The sequence below is a fragment of the Thalassospira sp. HF15 genome, assembly GCF_011806525.1.
Classification (GTDB): Bacteria; Pseudomonadota; Alphaproteobacteria; order Rhodospirillales; family Thalassospiraceae; genus Thalassospira.
In genome coordinates this window covers 425912-447550 of the sequence record NZ_JAAVKI010000002.1, presented here as the reverse complement: position 1 = coordinate 447550, position 21639 = coordinate 425912, and the positions used below count along the sequence as shown (strand labels likewise).

The 21639-nt window shown below is 55.0% G+C and carries 16 protein-coding genes; 10 read left to right on the top strand and 6 right to left on the bottom strand.

What is annotated here, in order from left to right:
* Nucleotides 1-59: 59 nt before the first annotated feature.
* A complete protein-coding gene (locus HED22_RS05620) occupies nt 60-560 on the bottom strand; it encodes a hypothetical protein (RefSeq protein WP_167719997.1) in 501 nt (166 codons plus the stop codon).
* A gap of 174 nt (nt 561-734) precedes the next feature.
* On the opposite strand from HED22_RS05620, the gene mutS reads away from it, so the two are divergent.
* From mutS to trpS, 4 genes are all read left to right on the top strand, one after another.
* Nucleotides 735-3458: a DNA mismatch repair protein MutS gene (mutS, locus tag HED22_RS05615; RefSeq protein WP_167719995.1), complete on the top strand. Its 2724-nt coding sequence runs from the start codon at nt 735-737 to the stop codon at nt 3456-3458.
* Between the two features lie 166 nt (nt 3459-3624).
* Nucleotides 3625-6366 carry a [protein-PII] uridylyltransferase gene (locus HED22_RS05610; protein WP_167719993.1) on the top strand — a complete coding sequence of 914 codons (2742 nt, stop codon included), beginning with the start codon at nt 3625-3627 and terminating at the stop codon, nt 6364-6366.
* 542 nt (nt 6367-6908) lie between these two features.
* Nucleotides 6909-8459, top strand: coding sequence for a murein biosynthesis integral membrane protein MurJ (gene murJ / locus HED22_RS05605; RefSeq protein WP_167719991.1), 1551 nt, complete (start codon nt 6909-6911; stop codon nt 8457-8459).
* Between the two features lie 162 nt (nt 8460-8621).
* Nucleotides 8622-9623, top strand: coding sequence for a tryptophan--tRNA ligase (gene trpS, locus HED22_RS05600; protein WP_167720406.1), 1002 nt, complete (start codon nt 8622-8624; stop codon nt 9621-9623).
* Nucleotides 9624-9706: 83 nt separating this feature from the next.
* Here the strand turns inward: trpS and HED22_RS05595 are convergent, their stop codons facing one another.
* On the bottom strand, nt 9707-11164 hold the full coding sequence (locus HED22_RS05595; RefSeq protein WP_167719990.1) for a hypothetical protein: 1458 nt from the start codon (nt 11162-11164) through the stop codon (nt 9707-9709).
* A 288-nt stretch (nt 11165-11452) separates the two neighbouring features.
* A complete protein-coding gene (gene ribA / locus HED22_RS05590; protein ID WP_167719988.1) occupies nt 11453-12610 on the bottom strand; it encodes a GTP cyclohydrolase II in 1158 nt (385 codons plus the stop codon).
* A 670-nt stretch (nt 12611-13280) separates the two neighbouring features.
* On the opposite strand from ribA, the gene HED22_RS05585 reads away from it, so the two are divergent.
* On the top strand, nt 13281-13970 hold the full coding sequence (locus HED22_RS05585) for a response regulator transcription factor (RefSeq protein WP_167719986.1): 690 nt from the start codon (nt 13281-13283) through the stop codon (nt 13968-13970).
* A 228-nt stretch (nt 13971-14198) separates the two neighbouring features.
* On the opposite strand, the gene HED22_RS05580 is transcribed toward HED22_RS05585, so the two are convergent.
* Nucleotides 14199-14894: a YggS family pyridoxal phosphate-dependent enzyme gene (locus HED22_RS05580; RefSeq protein WP_167719984.1), complete on the bottom strand. Its 696-nt coding sequence runs from the start codon at nt 14892-14894 to the stop codon at nt 14199-14201.
* A 69-nt stretch (nt 14895-14963) separates the two neighbouring features.
* On the opposite strand from HED22_RS05580, the gene HED22_RS05575 reads away from it, so the two are divergent.
* Both HED22_RS05575 and HED22_RS05570 read left to right on the top strand, forming a co-directional pair.
* On the top strand, nt 14964-15614 hold the full coding sequence (locus HED22_RS05575) for a thiamine phosphate synthase (protein ID WP_167719981.1): 651 nt from the start codon (nt 14964-14966) through the stop codon (nt 15612-15614).
* A 324-nt stretch (nt 15615-15938) separates the two neighbouring features.
* On the top strand, nt 15939-16853 hold the full coding sequence (locus HED22_RS05570; protein ID WP_254869796.1) for a glycosyltransferase family 9 protein: 915 nt from the start codon (nt 15939-15941) through the stop codon (nt 16851-16853).
* 104 nt (nt 16854-16957) lie between these two features.
* Here the strand turns inward: HED22_RS05570 and HED22_RS05565 are convergent, their stop codons facing one another.
* Both HED22_RS05565 and HED22_RS05560 read right to left on the bottom strand, forming a co-directional pair.
* Nucleotides 16958-17980 (bottom strand): porin, encoded by a 1023-nt coding sequence (locus tag HED22_RS05565; protein ID WP_167719977.1) that lies wholly within the window; start codon nt 17978-17980, stop codon nt 16958-16960.
* A 599-nt stretch (nt 17981-18579) separates the two neighbouring features.
* Nucleotides 18580-19620, bottom strand: a complete 1041-nt coding sequence (locus HED22_RS05560; protein ID WP_167719974.1) for a porin — start codon at nt 19618-19620, stop codon at nt 18580-18582.
* A 250-nt stretch (nt 19621-19870) separates the two neighbouring features.
* On the opposite strand from HED22_RS05560, the gene HED22_RS05555 reads away from it, so the two are divergent.
* The 3 genes from HED22_RS05555 to lptE are packed head-to-tail and all read left to right on the top strand — an operon-like array spanning nt 19871 to nt 21620.
* Nucleotides 19871-20437: a DUF3576 domain-containing protein gene (locus HED22_RS05555; RefSeq protein WP_254869795.1), complete on the top strand. Its 567-nt coding sequence runs from the start codon at nt 19871-19873 to the stop codon at nt 20435-20437.
* Between the two features lie 5 nt (nt 20438-20442).
* On the top strand, nt 20443-21117 hold the full coding sequence (locus HED22_RS05550) for a hypothetical protein (RefSeq protein WP_167719972.1): 675 nt from the start codon (nt 20443-20445) through the stop codon (nt 21115-21117).
* Nucleotides 21114-21620: an LPS assembly lipoprotein LptE gene (lptE, locus tag HED22_RS05545; protein ID WP_167719970.1), complete on the top strand. Its 507-nt coding sequence runs from the start codon at nt 21114-21116 to the stop codon at nt 21618-21620. Before HED22_RS05550 ends, lptE begins: the two co-directional genes overlap by 4 nt.
* Nucleotides 21621-21639: the final 19 nt, after the last annotated feature.

Below are 21639 nucleotides of genomic sequence, written 5' to 3'. Positions count from 1 at the left end.
CATCTGCAACTATCAAAGTCGTGTTTACGCGCCAGACTCTGCTGCAGGCCGTTGGCAGCTTATTTCGGCATATGCAGATGGATGTTGGTCGCACCATTCTTTTCAAGGATCGCGCGTGCCTTGGCTTCTGCACCGTCATGGTCGGGATCAATGCGCACCCAAAGGATGACCGATCCGGCATCGACTGCACGGGCAAAATCCTCGGTATGCGGGGTCGACGTCACTTCTTCGATAAATTCGCGAAGGGCCACCGCACCCACGCCAGCCCCCACCGCAAGGGCCGCTGCCGCTGTTGCCGCACCACCAAACAGCGCAATCGCACCCGATGCCACCAGCGGCACTTCATATTTGGTTTCACCGACCAGTGCCGTCAGCACATCCGACCAGGACCGGCCATCCTTGCCAGCGACATCAATGGACTCGTGGGAGCTCAAAACCGACAGATCGGTGCGCTCAAACCCGGCATCACGAAGCGCATGCATCGCCGCATCGAAACCGTCCTTGGTGTCAAACAGTCCGACCAATTCCGGTGCCTGCGGGATGGTTTGTTCTTCTGCCATTTTGTACGCTCCTTGCTCACTGTTATTCTGTCACCGAAGCCGGTGTTTGGGTATTGATCCGTACCCTTATATATTTCGCAGAAATTCAGGCGTTGCAATGGCATAGATCAAGTTTTATTACCCCGCCAGTTTCCTGCTCTCGTCTTTGCACTCAGGGTTTGCTATCAAGTCATCATGAACCAGATCGCCGATACATCCGATACCACACCGACAGCACCTTCTTTTTCCAAGGATGGCGCGACACCGATGATGATGCAGTTCCTTGAAATCAAGGAACAGTATCAGGACTGCCTGCTGTTTTATCGGATGGGCGATTTCTACGAGCTGTTCTTTGACGATGCGGTCAAAGCCGCCGAAGCCCTTGATATTGCCCTGACAAAACGCGGCAAGCATCAGGGTAACGAAATTCCCATGGCCGGTGTTCCCGTCCATAGTCACGAAACCTATCTGCAACGTCTGATCCGCAAAGGGTTCCGGGTCGCTGTCTGTGAACAGATGGAAGATCCGGCAGAAGCCAAAAAACGCGGTGCCAAATCCGTGGTCAAGCGCGGTGTGGTCCGCCTGATCACGCCGGGAACCCTTACCGAAGACAGCCTGCTGGATGCACGGCGCCATAACTATCTGGCCGCCGTTTCGGAAGTGCGCGGCAAGATCGGCCTCGCCTGGCTTGATATGTCGACCGGCGATTTCTTTGTTCAACCGTGTGATATGGCGGGCCTTGGGGCAGCACTCGCCCGGCTTGATCCGGGTGAGATCCTGTTTTCGGAAAAGATGCTGAACCGATCCGAGGTTTTCGACATCTATGCCGAATATAAAAACATCATTACCCCGCAGCCGACCGCACGCTTTGATGCCGAAAATGCCCAATTGCGCCTTAAAAAGCTTTATGAGGTCGAGGCCCTTGATGCCTTTGGCGGCTTTGAAGTGGCCGAACTTTCTGCCGCCGGGGCGCTGATTGATTATGTCGAACTGACCCAAAAGGGCCAGATGCCCCGCCTTGCCCCGCCGACCCGTGTGGCCGAAGGGGCAGCGATGGAAATCGATGCCGCGACGCGTCGGTCACTGGAACTGATCCAGACCCAGTCAGGCGAACGCAAGGGATCACTGCTATCGGTCATTGATCGCACCCGTACCGGGGCTGGCGCACGTTTGTTGGCCGCCCGCCTGTCAGCACCACTGACCAATGCCGATGACGTCAACAAGCGCCTTGATCTGGTGGAATATTTCCATGATCGCGATGGGTTGCGATCAGACCTGCGCGCCGCCCTTGGTGAATGCCCCGATATCGAACGCGCGCTTTCGCGCCTGTCGGTCGGGCGTGGCGGTCCGCGCGATCTGGCCGCGATGCGCGATGGGTTGTCCTGCGCCTTTGCCATCGGCAACCTTTTGAACAAGCCCGATGGCGGCAATGACGGCCTGACCGCGCAGCCCGAAGCGCTTTCTGATCATTTGACCATGATGGGCCATCATGGCGACCTGATTGATCTGTTGCGCTGGGCCATAGCCGAAAGCCTGCCGCTTCTGGCGCGCGATGGTGGCTTCATTGCCGGCGGCTATCACCCGCCGCTTGATGAACTGCGTATGCTTTCAAGCGAAAGCAAAAAGCTGATCGCCAATCTGCAGGCGCGTTATACCGAACAGACCGGGATCACCAACCTTAAGGTCAAGCACAACAACGTACTTGGCTATTTCATCGAAGTGTCGGCCAAAATGGCCGACAAGATGATGGAAATGGATGAGTTTATTCACCGCCAGACCATGGCCAATGCGGTGCGCTTTACCACGGTCGAGCTGTCCGAACTTGAAAGCAAGGTTTCCAAGGCCGGTGATCAGGCGTTGGCTCTTGAACTTGAACTGTTTGAAGAACTGGTTCAGGCGGTTCTGGCCAAGGCCGATGACATCGCCAAATGCGCAGCCGCCCTGGCGGGGCTTGATGTTTCGGCAGCCCTTGCAGAACTCGCACGTGATCAGGGATGCATTCGCCCGACAATTGATAACAGCCTTGCATTTGACATCAAGGCCGGTCGCCATCCGGTGGTCGAAGCCGCCTTGCGTGAAAATGGCGATGCGCCGTTTGTTGCCAATGACTGCCGCCTTGAAGATGAACAAAGCCTGTGGCTGATCACCGGTCCGAACATGGCCGGTAAATCGACCTTCCTGCGCCAGAACGCCCTGATTGCGGTTCTGGCCCAGATCGGCGCCTTTGTTCCGGCGGCGAAGGCGCATATCGGTGTGATTGACCGGCTGTTTTCGCGCGTCGGTGCGGCCGATGACCTTGCCCGCGGGCGATCAACCTTCATGGTTGAAATGGTCGAAACCGCATCGATCCTTAATCAGGCAACCGATCGTTCCTTGGTCATTCTTGATGAAATCGGCCGTGGGACTGCGACCTTTGATGGATTGTCGATTGCCTGGGCGGTGGTTGAAAATCTGCATGAAATCAACAAATGCCGTGGGCTGTTTGCCACCCACTATCACGAACTGACCGCCCTTGCCGCCAAGCTTGCCCACCTGTCCTGCCACACCATGCTGATCAAGGAATGGCAGGGCGAGGTTGTCTTCCTCCATGAAGTCGGTGCCGGCAGTGCGGATCGATCGTATGGCATTCACGTCGCCCAGCTGGCTGGCCTGCCAAAACCGGTGATCAAGCGTGCCGAACAGGTCCTCAAGACTCTGGAAAAAGGCGAACAGGGTGGTGCGGTTTCCAAACTTGCCGAAGACCTGCCGTTGTTTGCAGTGGCGATTGAACAGGCCGCCAGGGAAGAACGCGCCAACACCCCGGCCCTTTCCGACGGCCAAAAGGCAGTTCTGGATGCGGTGGCCGATCTTGATCCCGATAACATGACCCCGCGCGAAGCCCTTGATGCGCTCTATCGGCTGCAAACCCTTAAGGGCTGATCACCCTGCAAAACCGGTTGCTTGTCCCCATATCACTCAAGCGCCTGTTATCTGGGTAGGTGCAGAAGGATGAAATTGTCGCTATGGTGCGGCAACTGTTAAGAAAATTGATATATAAACCCTGTCGCCGACAGACCGAATGCCAGGGCCGAGGAAACCGATCAACGTGACCTACAAGATCAAGAAGCAGCGCGAAATCATTGACCGCAAAAAGGTCTTTGCCGAGCTTGAGGCCATTGCAAACGATCCGGCCCTGAAAAGCTTCAAACAGCGCACAGCAGTACTCAACAAACTGAAATCGGTGCTTGAGGCCGGGCGTTCCGTCATTCGGGCCCGCTTTGAAGAAAGCAATTCCGGGCAGGATACGGTCTTTTCCAACAGCTTTCTGATGGATCAGATCGTGCGTCTGATCCATGATTTTGCCACCAAGTTTGAATATCCGCTGCACAATCCGACCAACGAGCAACGCATGTCAGTGGTCGCCGTCGGGGGGTATGGCCGTGGTGACATGGCGCCGCATTCGGACGTCGATATCCTGTTTCTGTTTCCCTACAAACAGACCGCCAATGGCGAACAGGTCGTCGAATTCATTCTGTATATGTTGTGGGATCTCGGGCTTAAGGTCGGTCATGCGACGCGCTCGGTCGATGATTGCCTGCGCATGGGCAAACAGGACATCACCATTCGCACCAACCTGCTTGAAAGCCGCTTTGTCTGGGGCGATGAGGAAACCTATAAACTGTTTCGTACCCGCTTCATGGAAGAGCTGGTCAAGGGCAGTGGCATCGAGTTCATCGAAAAGAAGCTTGGCGAACGTGACGAGCGCCACACCCGCATGGGGGACTCGCGCTATGTGGTCGAACCAAACGTCAAGGATGGCAAGGGCGGTTTGCGCGATCTCCATACGCTGTTCTGGATCGGCAAATACCTTTATCGCGTCAACTCCCCGATGGAGCTGGTCGATCTCAAGGTGCTGACCCGCAAGGAAGCGCGCGGCTTTCTGAAAGCGCAGAACTTCCTCTGGGCGGTGCGCTGCTGGTTGCATTATCTCTCAGACCGTGAAGAAGACCGTCTGACCTTTGACATGCAGCGCGAAATCGCCGAACGGCTTGGCTATACCGACCATGCCGGGGCGTCCGGTGTCGAACGCTTCATGAAGCACTATTATCTGATGGTGAAGCATGTCGGTAACCTGACGCGCATTTTCTGCGCCGCCCTTGAAGAAAGCCACCAGCGCCGCCCGCTGATCCGTTTTCCGGGCAAGCTGTTTGGCACCAAGGAAATTGACGGGTTTGAACTGCGCAATGATCGTCTGACCGTCGAAAGCCTTGATGTTTTCAAGAATGACCCGATCAAGATTTTGCGCCTGTTTCTGGTTGCCCATCAGAACGGGGTTGGCATTCACCCTGAAACGCTGCGTTGGGTGACGCAAAGCCTGAAATATGTTGATCACAAGCTGCAAAACGATCCCGACGCCAACGAGGTCTTCCTTGAAATCCTCACCCAGCGTGACAGTCCGGATGTAGTGCTCCGCAAGATGAACGAGGCCGGTGTTCTTGGTCGCTTCATCCCCGATTTCGGCCGGGTTGTCGCCCAGATGCAGTATGACATGTACCACACCTACACCGTGGACGAGCATACGATCCGCGCCATTGGCATCCTCAATCAGATCGAAACCGGCGAACTGGCCGAAGACGCCCCTGTGGCGACCCGTATCATGGGGCAGGTCATTTCGCGGCGCGTGCTGTATGTCGCGGTATTGCTCCATGACATTGCCAAGGGTCGTGGCGGCGATCATTCCGAACTGGGTGCCGAAGTTGCCGAAAAACTGTGCCCGCGTCTGGGCCTGTCCCCGGCAGACACCGAAACCGTCGCCTGGCTTGTCAAGGCACATCTGTGGATGAGCCTGACGGCGTTCAAGCGTGACCTAAATGATCCCAGCACCATTCGCGCCTTTGCCGATCTGGTGCAATCCCAGGAACGCCTGCGCCTGTTGCTGTGCCTGACGGTGGCGGACATCCGTGCAGTCGGCCCCAATGTCTGGAACGGCTGGAAGGCCACCCTTCTGCGCGAACTTTATTATGCCACCGATGATATGCTGTCAGGCGGTCTTAATGCCGATAGCCGCGATTCGCGTGTCGCCAACGCTCAGGCCGCCCTGCGTGACGCGCTGAAAGACTGGCCGGAAAAGGATATCGAGGACTTTATCGAACGCGGATATCCATCCTATTGGCTGAGCTTTGATACCGACATTCACGTCCACCATGCCCATCTGACCCACGAGGCGCGCAAATCCGGGGCCGACATCACCATTGATGTCCGCATTGATACCGAAATTGATGCCACCGAAATAACGGTCCACACCACTGACCATCCCGGCCTGTTTTCCCAGATTGCCGGCGCCATGGCGCTGTGCGGGGCCAACGTGGTCGATGCAAAGATCCTGACCCTGGCCGATGGCATGGCGCTTGATACGTTCTTTGTCCAGGACACCAATGACGAGGCGTTTAACGACACCGCCAAACTCGAACGCCTGCGTGAAACCCTTGAAAAGGTCATTTCCGGACAGATTCGCCCCAGTCAGGAAATCGAACGTCGCCAGACCAAGGACAACAAGCACCGCACGGCGGTCTTCAAGGTCGAACCGAATGTCATTATCGACAACAAGGCCAGCCGCACCCACACCGTGATTGAAATCACCGCCCGCGACCGGTTGGGATTGCTCTATGACATCACGCGCGCCTTGCGCGATCTTTCCATGCAGATCGCCTCGGCCCGGATTTCCACCTTTGGCGAGCGCGCGGTTGACGTCTTCTATGTCAAGGATGTGTTCGGGCTTAAAATCGACAGCCGCACAAAGTTCGTCCAGGTCAAGGAAACCCTGACCCAGGCGATTCGCAACGACTGATTCCCTTCGACAAGCGTTCCAGACGCAAACAACCCGGATCGATCCAATACCCATGCGCTACCATCAGCAACGCCACGGTATGGATCGGATCCGGCTGTTCCAGCCGATTTGGCCGGTACAGTGCTCGTGTTATTTCTTGGAAATAGTGACGGACAGGGAAGGGTAAAACCAAACCCGACAACGTGACCTGTTAACCACGGTGTCGAAATCCTCGGAGTGCAGCAGGTTGAGGTGGATCCCTGTGTTCCCCGTCCGTCAGATATTGAGGCTCGCGTCCCAACGAATCCTCAGCGAGTCAGAATATGAGGCTTCAGCAACTGTTTTTCTGTGACGGTTGTCACAGGGACCCCAAAAAAATCACCTAATTCAACTACTTTCACAAAAATGCGATATACGCCGCCGGTTTAGGATCCAAAATTACGACTATTTTCACCTTCGGCTGTCAGATTTCTCTGCTTTGGGCCTGAAAATACCGCAATCGCACGTCATCACCGCCAGAAAACCAGCAGCTGTGATGAAACTTAACGACGGAATGCCAACGCATGTCGCTTGTCCGCTCTATCGCCACGGTAAGTGGCTTTACCCTGCTCTCCCGCCTTCTGGGATTTTGCCGCGACATTCTGATTGCCGGAATGCTCGGTGCTGGCGGCATGGCCGATGCGTTCTTTGTTGCGTTCAAGTTTCCCAATCTGTTTCGCCGCCTGTTTGGCGAAGGCGCGTTTTCCGCTGCCTTCATTCCGCTTCTGGCTGGCGACATTGAAAAACGCGGACTGGACGCGGCGCGTGAATTTGCCGCACGTGCCATGTCGATGCTGGTCCTGATCACCGGTTTTCTGGTGGCAATCATCGAAATCCTGATGCCGTGGGCGATGTATGTCTTTGCCCCGGGCTTTGCCGAAAACCCTGAAAAGTTCGCACTTGCCATCGAACTGTCGCGCATCACCTTCCCGTATCTTGCCTTTATATCCGCCGTCGCCCTGATGTCGGGCGTAATGAACACGCTTCATCGTTATGCCGCCGCCGCGGCTGCGCCGATCATTCTCAATATCTGTCTGATTGGCGCATTGCTTGGCCTGACACCGATCACCGAAACCCCGGCTCACGCCTTGGCATGGGGGGTCGCGATTGCCGGGGTGGCGCAGTTCCTGATGCTGGTAATTGCCTGCAAACGGGCCGGTTTTGCCATCAAATGGCAGCTGCCGCGTATTGATGACCGCATCAAGCTTCTGGGCAAACGCATGGTCCCCGGCATGATTGGTGCGGGCGTCTATCAGATTAACCTACTGATCGATACCATGCTGGCCTCGCTTGTGTCTGACGGGGCGGTTTCCTGGCTTTACTATGCTGATCGCGTGCAACAGCTCCCGCTTGGCGTGATTGGCATTGCCATTGGCACCGCCCTGTTGCCGACGCTTTCGCGCCAGTTACAGGGCGATGATCCAAAAACCGCGATGTATAGCCAGAATCGCGGCATTGAGATCGCCCTGCTTCTGACCCTTCCGGCCGCCGTTGCCCTTGGTGTTATGGGTCTGCCGGTGATCAATGTTCTGTTTGAACGCGGTGCGTTCGGGGCGGAAGAAACGCTTATGACGGGCATGGCGCTGACCGTGTTTGCCTTTGGCCTGCCGGCCTCGGTTCTGGTCAAGGTGTTGGCGCCGGGCTTCTTTGCGCGCGAAGACACCAAGACACCGATCCGGATTGGCATTTCCTGTATGGTGCTCAACATCATTCTGATCGTGGTACTGATGCCGTGGTTCGGGCATCTTGGCATTGCCGCGGCGACCTCTGTCTCGGTCTGGGTCAATGCGATGTCGCTGGGCTTCCTGTTGCGCCGACGCGGGGATTTGGAATTTGATGCCCGCCTGCTCAAACGGGTTCCGCGTATCCTGCTTGCATCAGCCCTTATGGGCTCGGCCCTTTGGTTTGCCATTGATGCCTTTTGGCAAAATGACGCGCTTTCGATCACGCGGATCATCACCATGGCGATCTGTGTTGGCGGCGGCATGGCGGTCTATGCGATTGCTGCCCAACTGCTTGGCGCAACCAGCTTTTCCGAACTCAAAAGTACTTTGAAACGCGGAAAACCCGCCTGATTGCAATTAATCGGCTCGTTTCCTGACAAGCAGCTTGACCAAATCGGGCCAGACCCTAAACTCGCGCGCTGTTTGCTTGCATGCTCGTCCGCCGGCGGGTGTCCAAAACCTGGCGGAGTATGCAGGCCCTGTTAAACATAAATTGAAATGGACGACGACGTTATGGAACGTGTGTTTTCGGGCGCTCAGCCCACCGGTAACCTTCACCTTGGCAACTATCTTGGCGCGATCCGCAACTGGGTCGAATTGCAGAAGAAATATGAATGCATCTTCTGCGTGGTCGATATGCATGCCATCACGGTCTGGCAAGACCCCAAGGAACTGCGTTCCAACATTCGCGAACTGGCCGCCAGCATGATCGCCTCGGGCATCGACCCGGACAATCAGGTGCTGTTTAACCAAAGCCAGGTTTCCGCCCATGCCGAACTGGCCTGGATCTTCAACTGTGTTGCGCGCATCGGCTGGATGAACCGCATGACCCAGTTCAAGGAAAAGGCAGGCAAGCATCGTGAAAACGCATCCCTCGGCCTGTATGCCTATCCGAGCCTGATGGCAGCTGACATTCTGGCCTATAAGGCAACCCATGTGCCGGTTGGCGAAGATCAGAAGCAGCATCTTGAACTGGCACGTGACATCGCGCTCAAGTTCAACACCGATTACGAGGTCGAAGGCTTCTTCCCGCAGCCTGAACCGCTGATTCTGGGTCCGGCAACACGTGTGATGTCGCTGCGTGACGGGTCGAAAAAGATGTCGAAGTCCGAGGCATCGGACATGTCGCGCATCAACATGACCGATGATGCCGATACGCTGACCAAAAAGATCCGCAAGGCCAAAACCGATCCGGAACCGCTGCCAAGCGAAGCCGCCGGTCTTGAAGGCCGCCCGGAAGCCAAGAACCTGATCACAATCTATGCAGCCCTCACCGACAGCACGGTCGACGCGGTTCTGGCAGAACACGGTGGCACGCAGTTCTCTGGCTTCAAACAGGCGCTGACCGACGTGGTTGTCGAAAATCTGGCACCGATCACCGAGGAAATGGCACGTCTGAATGCCGATCCGGCCTATATCGATTCTGTTCTGGCCAAGGGTGCAGAACGTGCAAATGCCATCGCCCAGCCGATCCTCAAAGAGGTCAAGGAAATCGTCGGTTTCCTCAATGGCTGAGTGCAGCAAACAGATCTGAACAGCAATAAGCCCGCCGGTTGAAACCAGGCGGGCTTTTTATTTCTATATCGAAACGTACGCTATCAGATTGAATTTCCAGGCTGTGCCGGGTTGTTCTGCTGCATTGCCTGATATTTCTTCAGGCCATCCATCATGGTCTGACTGAACCATGCACCTACCGGCGCATCACCGTTCATGTTGCTGGACGCCTGCTGCAACAGGGGATGGTTGGCCGGATCATCAGATGCCGACGCATTTGCCACGGCGGCAGAACCGTTTTCTGTGCTGCGTGCCGTTTCGCGCGCGGTCATCTGGCCATCGTCTGCAACCGGATTGCTGCTGGCAACGGCATCAGCGGCCATTGTTTGTGCCTTGTCCCGGCCAAGAGCGGCATTAAAGCGCGCCGCCATTTCAGCGGCTGAAAGCGGGGTGCCATCCGCGGCGGTGGTCTGGATTTTCGAGGCTTCGCGTTCTGCAGTCTCGGCCTTCACGGCATTAATTTTTGCATATTTGGTTTCATGGGCCGCCATTTCAGCAGAAATCGCAAAGTGGTTGGTCTGGCGGCTAAGCCGACCGCTGCTTGCCGCGCGGGCCCAGACGGTATCGGCATCTTTGGCCATCGGACGACGCACCGGTTCATTCGCCGTGGAGCTTGAAGATATGGTCTGCGCCAGTGACGAAGCCGGGTTTGCGGTTCCGGCCGAGGCCATGGCAACGGTCAGTTCCGCCGGATCGGTTGTTGGTGGCGTTGGTGCAGAAGCAATTTCTGCTTCAGCTGGTGCAGAGTTCACGGATGCAGGGTTTACCGGGCTTTGGGGCGATGGTGCTGCTTGTGCGGCCTGCATGCCCTGTGCCCACGGTACGTTCAGATCAGATGCCTTGACCGCCAATCCACCGGTCGCATCTGCAGACGCCAGAACGGTCTGATCCACTGGTGCGGTCGGGGCCGATTGCACGATGGTGGCCTGTTCGGCAGCACTTACGCTTTGCTGGGCCTGATATCCGCTCATCCAGGGCAGAACCAGATCGCCCTGATAAGCCCCGTTTTGCGCCATGGAGTTCTGCGGGTTATTGGTTGTACCCGTCGCATCCGTTGCATCCGCCACAGCCGTGCCATCATCAATGCCACTACCGCCAAAGCTGTCCTCGACAAAGGCCATGACGTGACTGCCGGTATCATCGCCAGTCACCGCATCGACCACGGCATCAATCGCTGCCCCGGCAAGGCCAAATACCCCGCCAAACAGGCCGCCGCCCGCCACGCGCGCGCCATTGCCGATCTCGTCACCCGTCAGTGATCGATAAATCATCCCGACACCGGGAATATGCTGCAAGGGATTGATCACATCGAGGACATCGGTGAACTCAAAGCCGTCTTCACCAAACATGTATTGCGAAAATGTCCGGCCTTCGCCGTTACCTGACAACTGGTCGGCCGCATTGGATTGGGCAAACTTGCTGTCTGCTACCCCACCTGTGCCACCTGCGCCACCGGTTATGGTACCGGGCGAAATTTGCCGCCAATTCTCACCAATCGACATGTCTGTCCTCCTCTTGCCACCTGATTTGCAAAAGGAGTGCCAGTTTTAGTGTTAACTAACGCATTGAAATATATTGGTTTTAGTGGGAAGGAATTTCGCCGGATCTGCCTGTCGGAATCTTCTGCCGGGTAACATCGGCACATTTAAACGAGGCGGAATTCAAACTGTACGGGATGTGGCGAAAATGATGGGTTCGGCGGGCACTGGCGCTTAAGCGTACTTCAGGCGCGTGAACCATGCGCAGATGAGATCGTTATGTGCAGGCCATCCCACCCAGATCAAAGAAACTTAGAACAGGTGACCGGCCCGTTCCTTCTTGGTCTGCAGATAAAACTCATTGTGACCATTGGACGGGAATTTGTGCGGCACACGTTCCGATACCGTCACGCCCCAGCTTTCAAGTCCGGTGAGTTTTTCAGGATTATTGGTCAGCAAGCGCACGCTTTCAAAGCCCAACTGACGCAGCATTTCCGCCGCCGGGCGATAGACCCGTTCATCGGCATCAAAGCCAAGCTCCTCGTTGGCATCAAGGGTATCAAACCCGCGATCCTGAAGGGCATAGGCGCGCAGCTTATTCACAAGGCCGATACCGCGCCCTTCCTGACGCAGATAAAGCACGATGCCGCCCTGCCCGCTTTTGGCGATTTCGGAAATGGCGCCGCGCAGCTGCGGTCCGCAGTCACAGCGCAGCGACCCGATCAGATCCCCGGTAAAGCATTCCGAATGCAGGCGGATCAGAACCGGTTTGTCCTTGGCCGGTTCATCAATGACGATTGCCAGATGTTCCTGCCCGCCATCTTCGGGGCGAAACGCAATGACGGTAACGTTTTCCGCATCTTCAAGCGGCACACGTGCTTCGCTGACCTGGCGCAAGGATGCGGCCGAGGCATTTTCATAGCCATTGATGCTTTCGGACTGCAAAACCAACAGGTTCTGCGATCGTGCCAGGGTTTCAAGCTGATCGGCGCTGACCGGCACGGTCACAACGGCGGGCAACAGGCGCGCGAGTTTGGCCAAACGAATGGCGGCATTTTCCGCCATACTGATCGGTCGCCATTCGCCCTCGGGCAGCGCATCAAGATCAAGCAACGGATTGGCAATTTCACCCAGACGATCAGCATCAATATTGGATTGCGCCCCGCAGACAAAGGCAACAAACGGATCATCCTTGGCCGTCTGACCAAGCGATTTGGCCCGCACACGCGGCAGCACAATCGCAGGCGCCGTATCATTTCCTGCAATTTCACAAAGACGTTCCAGACCATGCTGAGACAACGGCTCGGCCGCAATCACCGCAACATTATGGGCTTCGCCGTTTTCGTGGCCCTGGACCAGAACGATCTCGCCGCGGCGCAAATCTGCCACGGCGCGCGAAACCGTCACCAGATCGGTTGCCGGGATCAGATTGCTGTCATTTTGGGCCGTCACGGCGGAGCTTTGGGTCATCGGCATCTTGTCTTTGTGATCACAACATCGCGATCCGGTGGCTATGGGGCTGGATAAAGACCCGGTTTAATTCATATAAGCGCATCAGGTGGTGCGAGACTGCTTGGTCGGTGATGCGCAAAATCGCAGGAAGAGGCGCATCTTTCAAGATTTTACGACACGCCCTTGCAGACAAATCTCCCCTACTACCTAATCCGGTTGGGTCAGGAGTTAAAGGACCAAAGCGAAAACAGTTTGTTCTTGAAAATACACCTCAGGGTCAGGACCTGTTAATTAGATTTGAATGGCAGAGCTTATATTTGTGAAATCCGAGGAAAATCCCGCAGGGCGGGTCGGCATCCCGCTCAAGGGGTTTGACATGGGAGTTCGCAAATATAAACTCTGTCCTTCGGATCGCTCAGCTTTACACGGCCTACTTTGTCGCAAAACCTTGAAAGATGAACATCTTCCGTCGGTTTTGCTCCGCGTATCCGCACAAAGCTGAGCGACCATTCGAACCAAATTCACAGGTCCTGACCCTATGATGCTGATCCTATGGTTTGGCTCTGGATACTTAATTCATATATGGCGGGCCGGACCCGAAATCGCCACAAAAACAAGCCGGTAAAATCAAGATCAGGCACAGATCCGGAATTTGCAGAAGGATCTGACAAGCAGCAAGGGATGGTGAATGTCGACAGGTAAACAGGTTCTGGTGGTTGAGGATGACGCAGCACTCAGCCAGTCTTTGACAGAACAGCTCAGACTTCATGAGGACTTCGAATGCATCGTTGCCAACAGTGGCAAGGAAGCCCTCGATCTTGCCAAGGATACTTATTTTGATGTGATCCTGCTGGATGTCGGCCTGCCCGATATGGATGGACGCGATGTCTGCAAACTGATGCGGCGCGCCAATGTCAAATCCCCGATCATCATGCTGACCGGGGCCGATAGTGACTCTGACACCATCCTTGGTCTTGAATCGGGCGCCAATGATTATGTTACCAAGCCATTCCGCCTGAACGTGCTTTTGGCCCGTATTCGCGCCCATATTCGCCAGCACGAACAAAGCGAAGACGCGGTCTTTGTCATCGGCCCCTATAGCTTCCAGCCCAGTGCCAAGATCCTGATTGAAACCGCAACCGAGAAAAAAGTCCGTCTGACGGAAAAGGAAACCTCGATTCTGAAATTCCTGTTCCGGGCGGGCGACAAACCGGTCAGCCGCGAAACCCTGCTTGATGAAGTTTGGGGCTATAACGCCGGTGTTACCACCCACACGCTTGAAACCCACGTGTATCGCCTGCGCCAGAAAATCGAAAAAGATCCGTCCAACGCCGCGATCCTGATTACCGAACCCGGCGGATACAAGCTAATCCCTTGATCGGACGATGGTTTTAAGGTCCAACAAAAGAAAATCCCGCTGACGCGGGATTTTTTTGTCACAAATTGGCTGGTGTTGCGTCTATGTCCTTGTCCTGATTATCCACAGGAAAGCAAATACGGCATCAATTGACGCCAAATACATGCAAACAGCTCAAAAACAGCCTGTTTTGCAGATTTTTGCCTCGAAACCGAATTAAATACCCAATAATTTGGCTTTTATAGCCAATCAATAGCCTCGGGACCCAAAAATAGCGGTCCCAACCCGCACATGGGTCGCACCAAACCGGATTGCGGCCTGGTAGTCACCGCTCATCCCCATGCTTTTGATTTTCAAGCCATGCCGATCGGCGATCTTGCCAAGCAGGGTGAAATGCGGGGCTGGTTCCTCATCAACTGGCGGAATGCACATCAGGCCGATGATCGGAAGATCAAGCTCTTCGCGACACATCTTGATGAAGTCATCAGCATCATTTGGCGCGATCCCAGCCTTTTGCTCTTCCTCGCCGGTATTGATCTGAATGAACAGATCCGGGCAGGTGCCGGTTTTGTCACGATGCTTGGCGAGCGCCTTGGCCAGTTTCGGGCGATCCACCGTTTCGATCACGTCAAACAGGGCCACCGCATCCTTGACCTTGTTGGTTTGAAGCGGCCCGATCAGGTGCAGCTCGATATCGGGGAATTCGGCGCGCAATCCCGGCCATTTTCCGGCGGCTTCCTGCACCCGGTTTTCTCCAAACACCCGCCGGCCATCCACAAGTGCCTTGCGCACATGATCGGCATCGTGGTTCTTGCTGACACAGACCAGCGTCACATCCTTTGGATCACGATCGGACGCCTTACATGCCGTATTGATATTGCTCTGGATTTCGGCAAGGTTGGCGGCAACATCGGTTTTGTCAGATGACAGATCATGACTGCTCATGGAGGGTGGTCCTTCATCGGTGACGGGCTCAGGTACGGCAGGTATAGCCGCCAAATCGGGAGTGTATCAATGGATAAGGCCCTGTTAAAGCAGGCACGCAGGCTAAACGCGCGCAATGGCGGCCCGAACTGCCCGATTCCGCCGATTGTCCTGATGACCGATGATCAAAGGCTCCCCGACCCCGAAGCCGCCATCCGCAGCTTGCCCCGCGACAGCATGGTAATTTTTCGACATTACGATCATCCGCAGCGGGCAAAACTTGGCGCGAAGCTCCGCACCATATGCCACGCAAAGGGCATGCCCTTTCTGGTCGCCAATGACGTGGCGCTGGCACTGAGGCTTGATGCCGATGGCGTGCATTTTCCCGAATACCGCGCCCTGACCGATCCGGGCATCTATCGCCGAATCCCGCAAGATTTCCTGCGCACCTCAGCTTGCCATTCCATGCAAACACTGCGTCAACTCACTCTGCTCCCAGAACCGGTTCGCCCCGATGGCGTGCTGATCTCGCCGATCTTCCCAACCCAAAGCCACCCCGGTGCCGCGCCGATGTCGCTCGCCGACACCAACGAAATGACCCGCATGTGCCAAAAAGCCAACATGACCCCGATCGGACTTGGCGGAATCAACGCGCAAACAATCGAAAATCTGCGGAATTCCGCCCTTGCCTCGGTGGCCGGGATCGGGTTTTCTGTTGCCAGCCACCCGCCATCCCGTTGACCGGAGTTCTCCCGCAAAATGTCCCGGGCCCCGCACCCATCACGCAAGACTTTTACCCGTTTTGCTTCCAGGCAGCCTTTTCAATTTGGCCTGCCCAATGTCAGCGCTGACCTGACCCAGGCATCAGATAACAGCCCAATCTATTTCACTCGCGCGACGTCCTTACTGCGTCGTCAGGTTTTGGCAACTGCTCCCGGTGTCAAAATCAAGTCTGACAGTTACCGGTTTCAGGTTCTGCCGCGCGATGGTTGGGGGGAGCACGATTTCTCTAACAAATCAGTTCTGTTTCTGATCCCTGACGATGCACTCGGCGATTGTGTCGGCATGGCGCTGTTTTTCCGCGCGCTCAAACAGCGTTTTGCCCATATCCGCATCGGCGTTCTTAACAGCGGTAGCGCATCGGATATCTTCGCGCTTGTCCCGGATATCGAGGTTTTCCAGCTTTTTGTCTCAGCGACACGGCTGAAAAGCTTCGCTCACGTGATCGATCTCAGTGAAATGGAAGGTTGGCGCGATATCGCCACCATGCCGGTCAATCCGGAAGAGGCGCTCTGCGAGGCCTTTGGCATCCCGCCCGTGCCACTTGAAGAACGGCAAGCCCCAACCGGAACCGGGCTCAAGATCGGCATCGTCCCAATGGCCTCCTCACCGCTCCGCACCTTGCCGCCCAAACTGGTCAGCGAAATTGCCGCGATGTTGGCCAAACAAGACTGCGACATCACCATCGTGCTCAACGCCTATCAAGGTGTGATGAAGGCCTACAAAGCAGCACTCGGTCCCTTTTCCGGCAATAGCATCCGGGTTGTTGATGGCTTCAAGACAATTGGGAACCTGATCAAGTTCGTTGGGCAGCAGGACTATCTTATCGTTGCCGACAGCGGCCCCGCCCATATCTCCAAGCTGTTTCAAACACCGGGGATCGGCATTTACACCTCTGCCGACGCCAAGACTTTGCAAGGTCGACACAAAAACCTGCGCACCTGGCAGAGTAGTTTCGAGGGACCACACTGCAGCGCGCCCTGTGGTTTGGCCAAGCTTCGCGCAACGGTGGATGGCAAAATCGGCTGTATGGGAAGCCTCGAGCTGCCAATCACCGCACTTCCCGACATTCCGGAAAAGGGTGATGCTTCATTGGCGCAATCGTTGGTCACAAATGCACCCGTGCCATGTGTCGCGCGGTTGGAAGCGGATATTCCCGAGATCTGCCACCTAATATCTCAAGACTTCGCCCAAGCCTGATCGGCAGCTGAGCACTTTCCTGCGAAACAGGCCTAATTGGGAAATAGGCAAAAAGAAAGGGCGGCCGAAGCCACCCTTTCAAAGCCTTGCATAATTCCGAAGAATTAGAAGGTAAGCGCAAGACCGGTAACGGCACCGTAGCCGTCATTGTCGGCAACTGCTGCGCTGTCAGACTCATCATCGAACCAGAAGATCGACGATTTCCAGGCAACACCTGCACCCAGAGCATAGGACATGCCAAGGTCAACCGTGCTGATTTCACCTTCGGTGGTGGTGGAACCAACGGTGCGGTTGCCGTATTCAGCATAACCATAGGTCAGGGAAACAGTTGCTGCATCCATCGCATAGGAAACGCCTACGTCAAATGCGTCGGTGTCGTCAGCAGTGACGGAGTTCTCACCCTGTGCATAATCGTCTTCGATGTGACCCCAGGAGGTACCAACAACGAAGTTGCCAAATCCAACGGTTGCACCGAGACCGTACCAGTTACCTTCGCCCTGATTTTCGCCAGTTGCGGAGAGACCAAGCGAAACTCCATCGAATTCGCCCTGATAGTTGATACCGGCCGAAAGGATGTTATCGCCATCGGTCGCGGTGTCGTTATTGTTCGAACCGCTGTCATCTGCGTAGGAAACACCAACCTGGAAGCCACTGATGCTCGGGGTGTAGTAGGTAACGCGTTTCTGGTCGCCGCTCGACGGAACGGTATCAATCAGGTATGCGTCAACCCAGTTGGTCAGGTCGCCGTCGTTCACACCGACCGGGCCAACAGACGGGGCGGTGAAGCCCATCGAGTCAGCCGCGCTGTCGTCTTTGCCGAGGCGAACCTGGCCAAAGCCGCCGCTGACATAAAGGTACTGTTCATCGATTTGGTCAGACGAGGTCTCGCCTTCGAGTTCGATTTTTGCACCAACTTCGATACCGTTATCGAGTGTGGTCGAACCGGAGAAGTGAACTTCGGTGTCAGACTGGAACGCATTTTTGGATTCGCCAACATCTTGGTCAGCAACACCAGCCCACTGTTCCATGTAACCACCGACCGAAAGTTTGATCGGCTCGGAAGCCTGTGCGGTGCCTGCAGCGGCTACAGCGACGAGTGCGCTGCTAGCAAAAAGAATCTTTTTCATCATAACCCTCAATAGAATGACGTTTCGGGACGAAGGGATTTGAACCGGACGGCCCTTCGTTCTGTCGAGGGTGATAAAGCCATTATAATGACTATTGGTCAATTATGATAACAGACCGCTGGTCATTTATATGGCAAACCGTTGTATTTTTGTCACACACATATAAGTGCGATAGCTATTTTTAGGCATATGAACACGGTTGTTATAATGGAGATCACTAAACTGAGATACTCTCTATCCCATATAAATATCTATTGGTCATTTAATTGCTTGAAAATGCTTGCTGTCGACAGGCTTTTGCCTATCTACCCTGTGAAGCCCTGACTGCAATTTAATCTAATTGGATTCCGGGGAACTGACAGAAATTGTGCCTGTAGGAAAATTGGATCAAGAATATCTTTGAAGGCAGTAAGTCAGTACAACGCCTGCTTATCGGTATCGCCAAACTGGGTTTTTCTAGTTGGTGAGGTGTTGCAGCTACCTGCATGCAAGTTATACAAAACGCGCGTGACATTAGTACTGGCGACCGAAAACAAAGACAAAAAAAGAAGGGGGTGGAAAATCCACCCCCTTCAATTCTTCGACTAATCCAGAAAGGATTAGAAGGACAGTACGAGACCGGTAACGGCACCGTAGCCTTCGTTGTCGTCTGCGTTGCCTGCGTCTTCACCCTGATCGTCGAACCAGAAGACAGAAGACTTCCAGGTCACGCCAGCACCGAGGGTGTAAGCAAGGCCGAGATCAACGGTGTTGATTTCGTTAACACCAGACTGAGCAGCGTTGTCGTCTGCTTCACCGTAAGCATAGGTAAGGGAGACAGAAGCTGCGTCCATTGCATAGGAAACGCCGATATCGAAGTCAGTGGTGTCTTCGAATTTATTAGCACCCGGCTGCGGCTCACCCTGACCGAATTCGCCGTCGGTTTCAGAAACAGAAGCGCCAACGGTGAATGCGCCGAAGCCTACGTTTGCGCCAACGCCGTACCATTCGCCTTCGCCCATGCTTTCACCAACAAGGGAAACAGCAACGGAAACACCGTCGAAGTCGCCTTTGTACTCGATACCACCAGAAACGCGGCTGTCGCCGGTGGTTACGGTGTCGTTGTTTTCCGAGGAGTCGTCGTCAGCGTAGGAGAGACCTGCACGGAAACCACCGAGAACCGGGGTGTAGTAGGTCAGACGCTTGGAGTCGCCACCAGCCGGAACGGTGTCCGGAATAGCATTGGTTGCTACCCAGTTGCCGAGGTCGCCATCGTTTGCGCCAACCGGACCAACGGACGGAGCAGTTACGCCCATGTCAGCTGCTGCGCCATCTTCAGCACCAAGTTTAACCTGACCGAAGCCACCGTTAACGTACAGGTACTGTTCGTCAATCATGGTGCCTGCGTTGCCGCCTTCACCTTCGAGTTCGATTTTCGCACCAACTTCGATGCCGTTGTCCAGCGTGGTCGAACCGGAGAAGTGAACTTCGGTGTCGGACTGGAAAGCATTACGGGACTCGAAACGGTCTTCCTGATCGGCAATACCGGCCCACTGTTCCATGTAACCGCCTACGGACAGGCTGATCGGCTCAGAAGCCTGAGCTGCGCCTGCGAAACCAACAGCGACGAGTGCGCTGGAAGCTACCAGAATCTTTTTCATCTTTTCCCTCAACGTCTTTGAATGCGTTTTACGCAATACAAATATTTGGACAGCTTATGCCGCCCGGTTCGAGGAGGATGGAGCCATCAAATCGTGCCCACGTCAACCAAAGCTGTGACCAAAATGGCACATTGATCAAATGGTGTGGCAAAAAAAACACACTGGTTTTCTTTGCTCATCTGCGAATTCCACCCTATATTCGCTGAAAATTCGGTGTGCTTGTTGAATACAATTGTCTTAAGGGCAGGAAATGCTAACCTTTTCTTCGTTCAAATCGCTGGTCATCGGAATGGGTACAGCTCTCATTCTTGCAGGCTGCTCTTATGGTACAGTTGATTATGATCAGTTCCCTGGATCAGCAAATACCGATGAACGTATCAATGGACAGGCAATGACCCGCGCCCAGGAAAAAGAACGCGGCGGTTTGTTTGGTTCCGAAGGCCTCAACATCTTTGGCGGAGACGACGCACAGCAAGGTGGCGGCTCTGGCATCGGTGTTAACAGCTTCCTGTGGCGCGCCTCGCTCGATACACTTTCCTTTATGCCGCTCAACTCTGCGGATCCGTTCGGTGGTGTTATCATCACTGACTGGTACACACCGCCAGAGTCGCCAGACGAACGCTTCAAGTTGACGACGTATATCCTCGGAACATCCCTACGTTCTGATGCCATCAAGGTATCCGTCTTCCGCCAGGTCAGCGTCGGTCCCAACCAGTGGCAGGATGCCGTTGTTGAGCCGGGAACAGTAACCTCTATGGAAGACGCCATTCTGACCCGCGCCCGTCAGCTGCGCATTGACAGCGCGAATTCTGAATAAGGGTAATGTCGCAAGACACGCTTTATATATCGCCGGAATACAACCCCCACTCGCTGAAACGCGACTGGGGGTTTCTTGTATGCCCCGAGCGCTCTGAAATATTTGAAGCATTAATGGGCGATCTGACCGGACTTCGGGCAACACTTTACCGCTCACTCATGCGAAGAGCGCTAAAGGGTCAGGAGAGGTCAGCCCCGATTCCCGATCATCCGGCAAAGGTCAGCACAGACGGACTGTCAGAGAGCAGCAATGAACTTTGCGAGGAGGCTGGACTTGATATCGTCGCACTCGCATTGCTGGCTGATGTTCCAATCCATCGCCCGTTGCATCTGACCCAAAGCGGTCTGATCGGACATTGGCGATGGCTGCGCGAGGTCTGGCGCGGTTGTGCATTGCTTCCGGCGCACCGAAGCTTGGCTCTGGAATGCACAACGCACACCCCCCCTGTGAAGGACGCCCTGAAAAACAGTAAGAACAATCTGGCAATTGCCGAATTGCGGAAACAGTTCAGAAAGGTTCAGCAGGCACCAGATGATGCTGAGCTCTACCTTTCTTTCCTGAACGACCTAACTCTGTTTTGCCCTTTTATCGGAACCGAACTATTGTGGCGCCAGGGACGGATTGATCATTATCCGTTCAAGAGATCCGACACCAAAGATAAAGAAGGTCTAATTGAATGACTTTGCGCGCGGTTTTTCCAATTGTGGCAATTTTGGCCCTGACAACACTCAGTGCCTGCGGATTTCGCCCGCTCTATGCCACAGCTGGCGACGATTACAACACTGCAGCCAGCATGGCGCGCGTCAATGTCGCGCTGATCAATGATCGCGTTGGACAGCTGACCCGTAATGCCCTGCTTGAAACCCTCACGCCGCGCGGTCAAAGCACAAACCCGCTTTATGATCTGAGCGTTACTTTGACCGAATCCACTAGTGAGCAAGGCTTTACCAAGGACAATGAAGCGACGATTGCGGATTACCTTATCAGAGCAAACTATCAACTCGTTCGCAGATCTGATTCAAAGGTATTGCGCGAAGGAACCGTTCGCGCCCGTACCAGCTACAACATCGTCGAATCGGACTTTGCCAGCATAGAGGCTGAGGACTCGGCTCGTCGCGACGCAGCACGCAATCTCGCTCAGCAATTGGCCAACCAGGTCGCCATCGGCCTGCGCTCGCAATAACACCGCCCATATTCGTCGC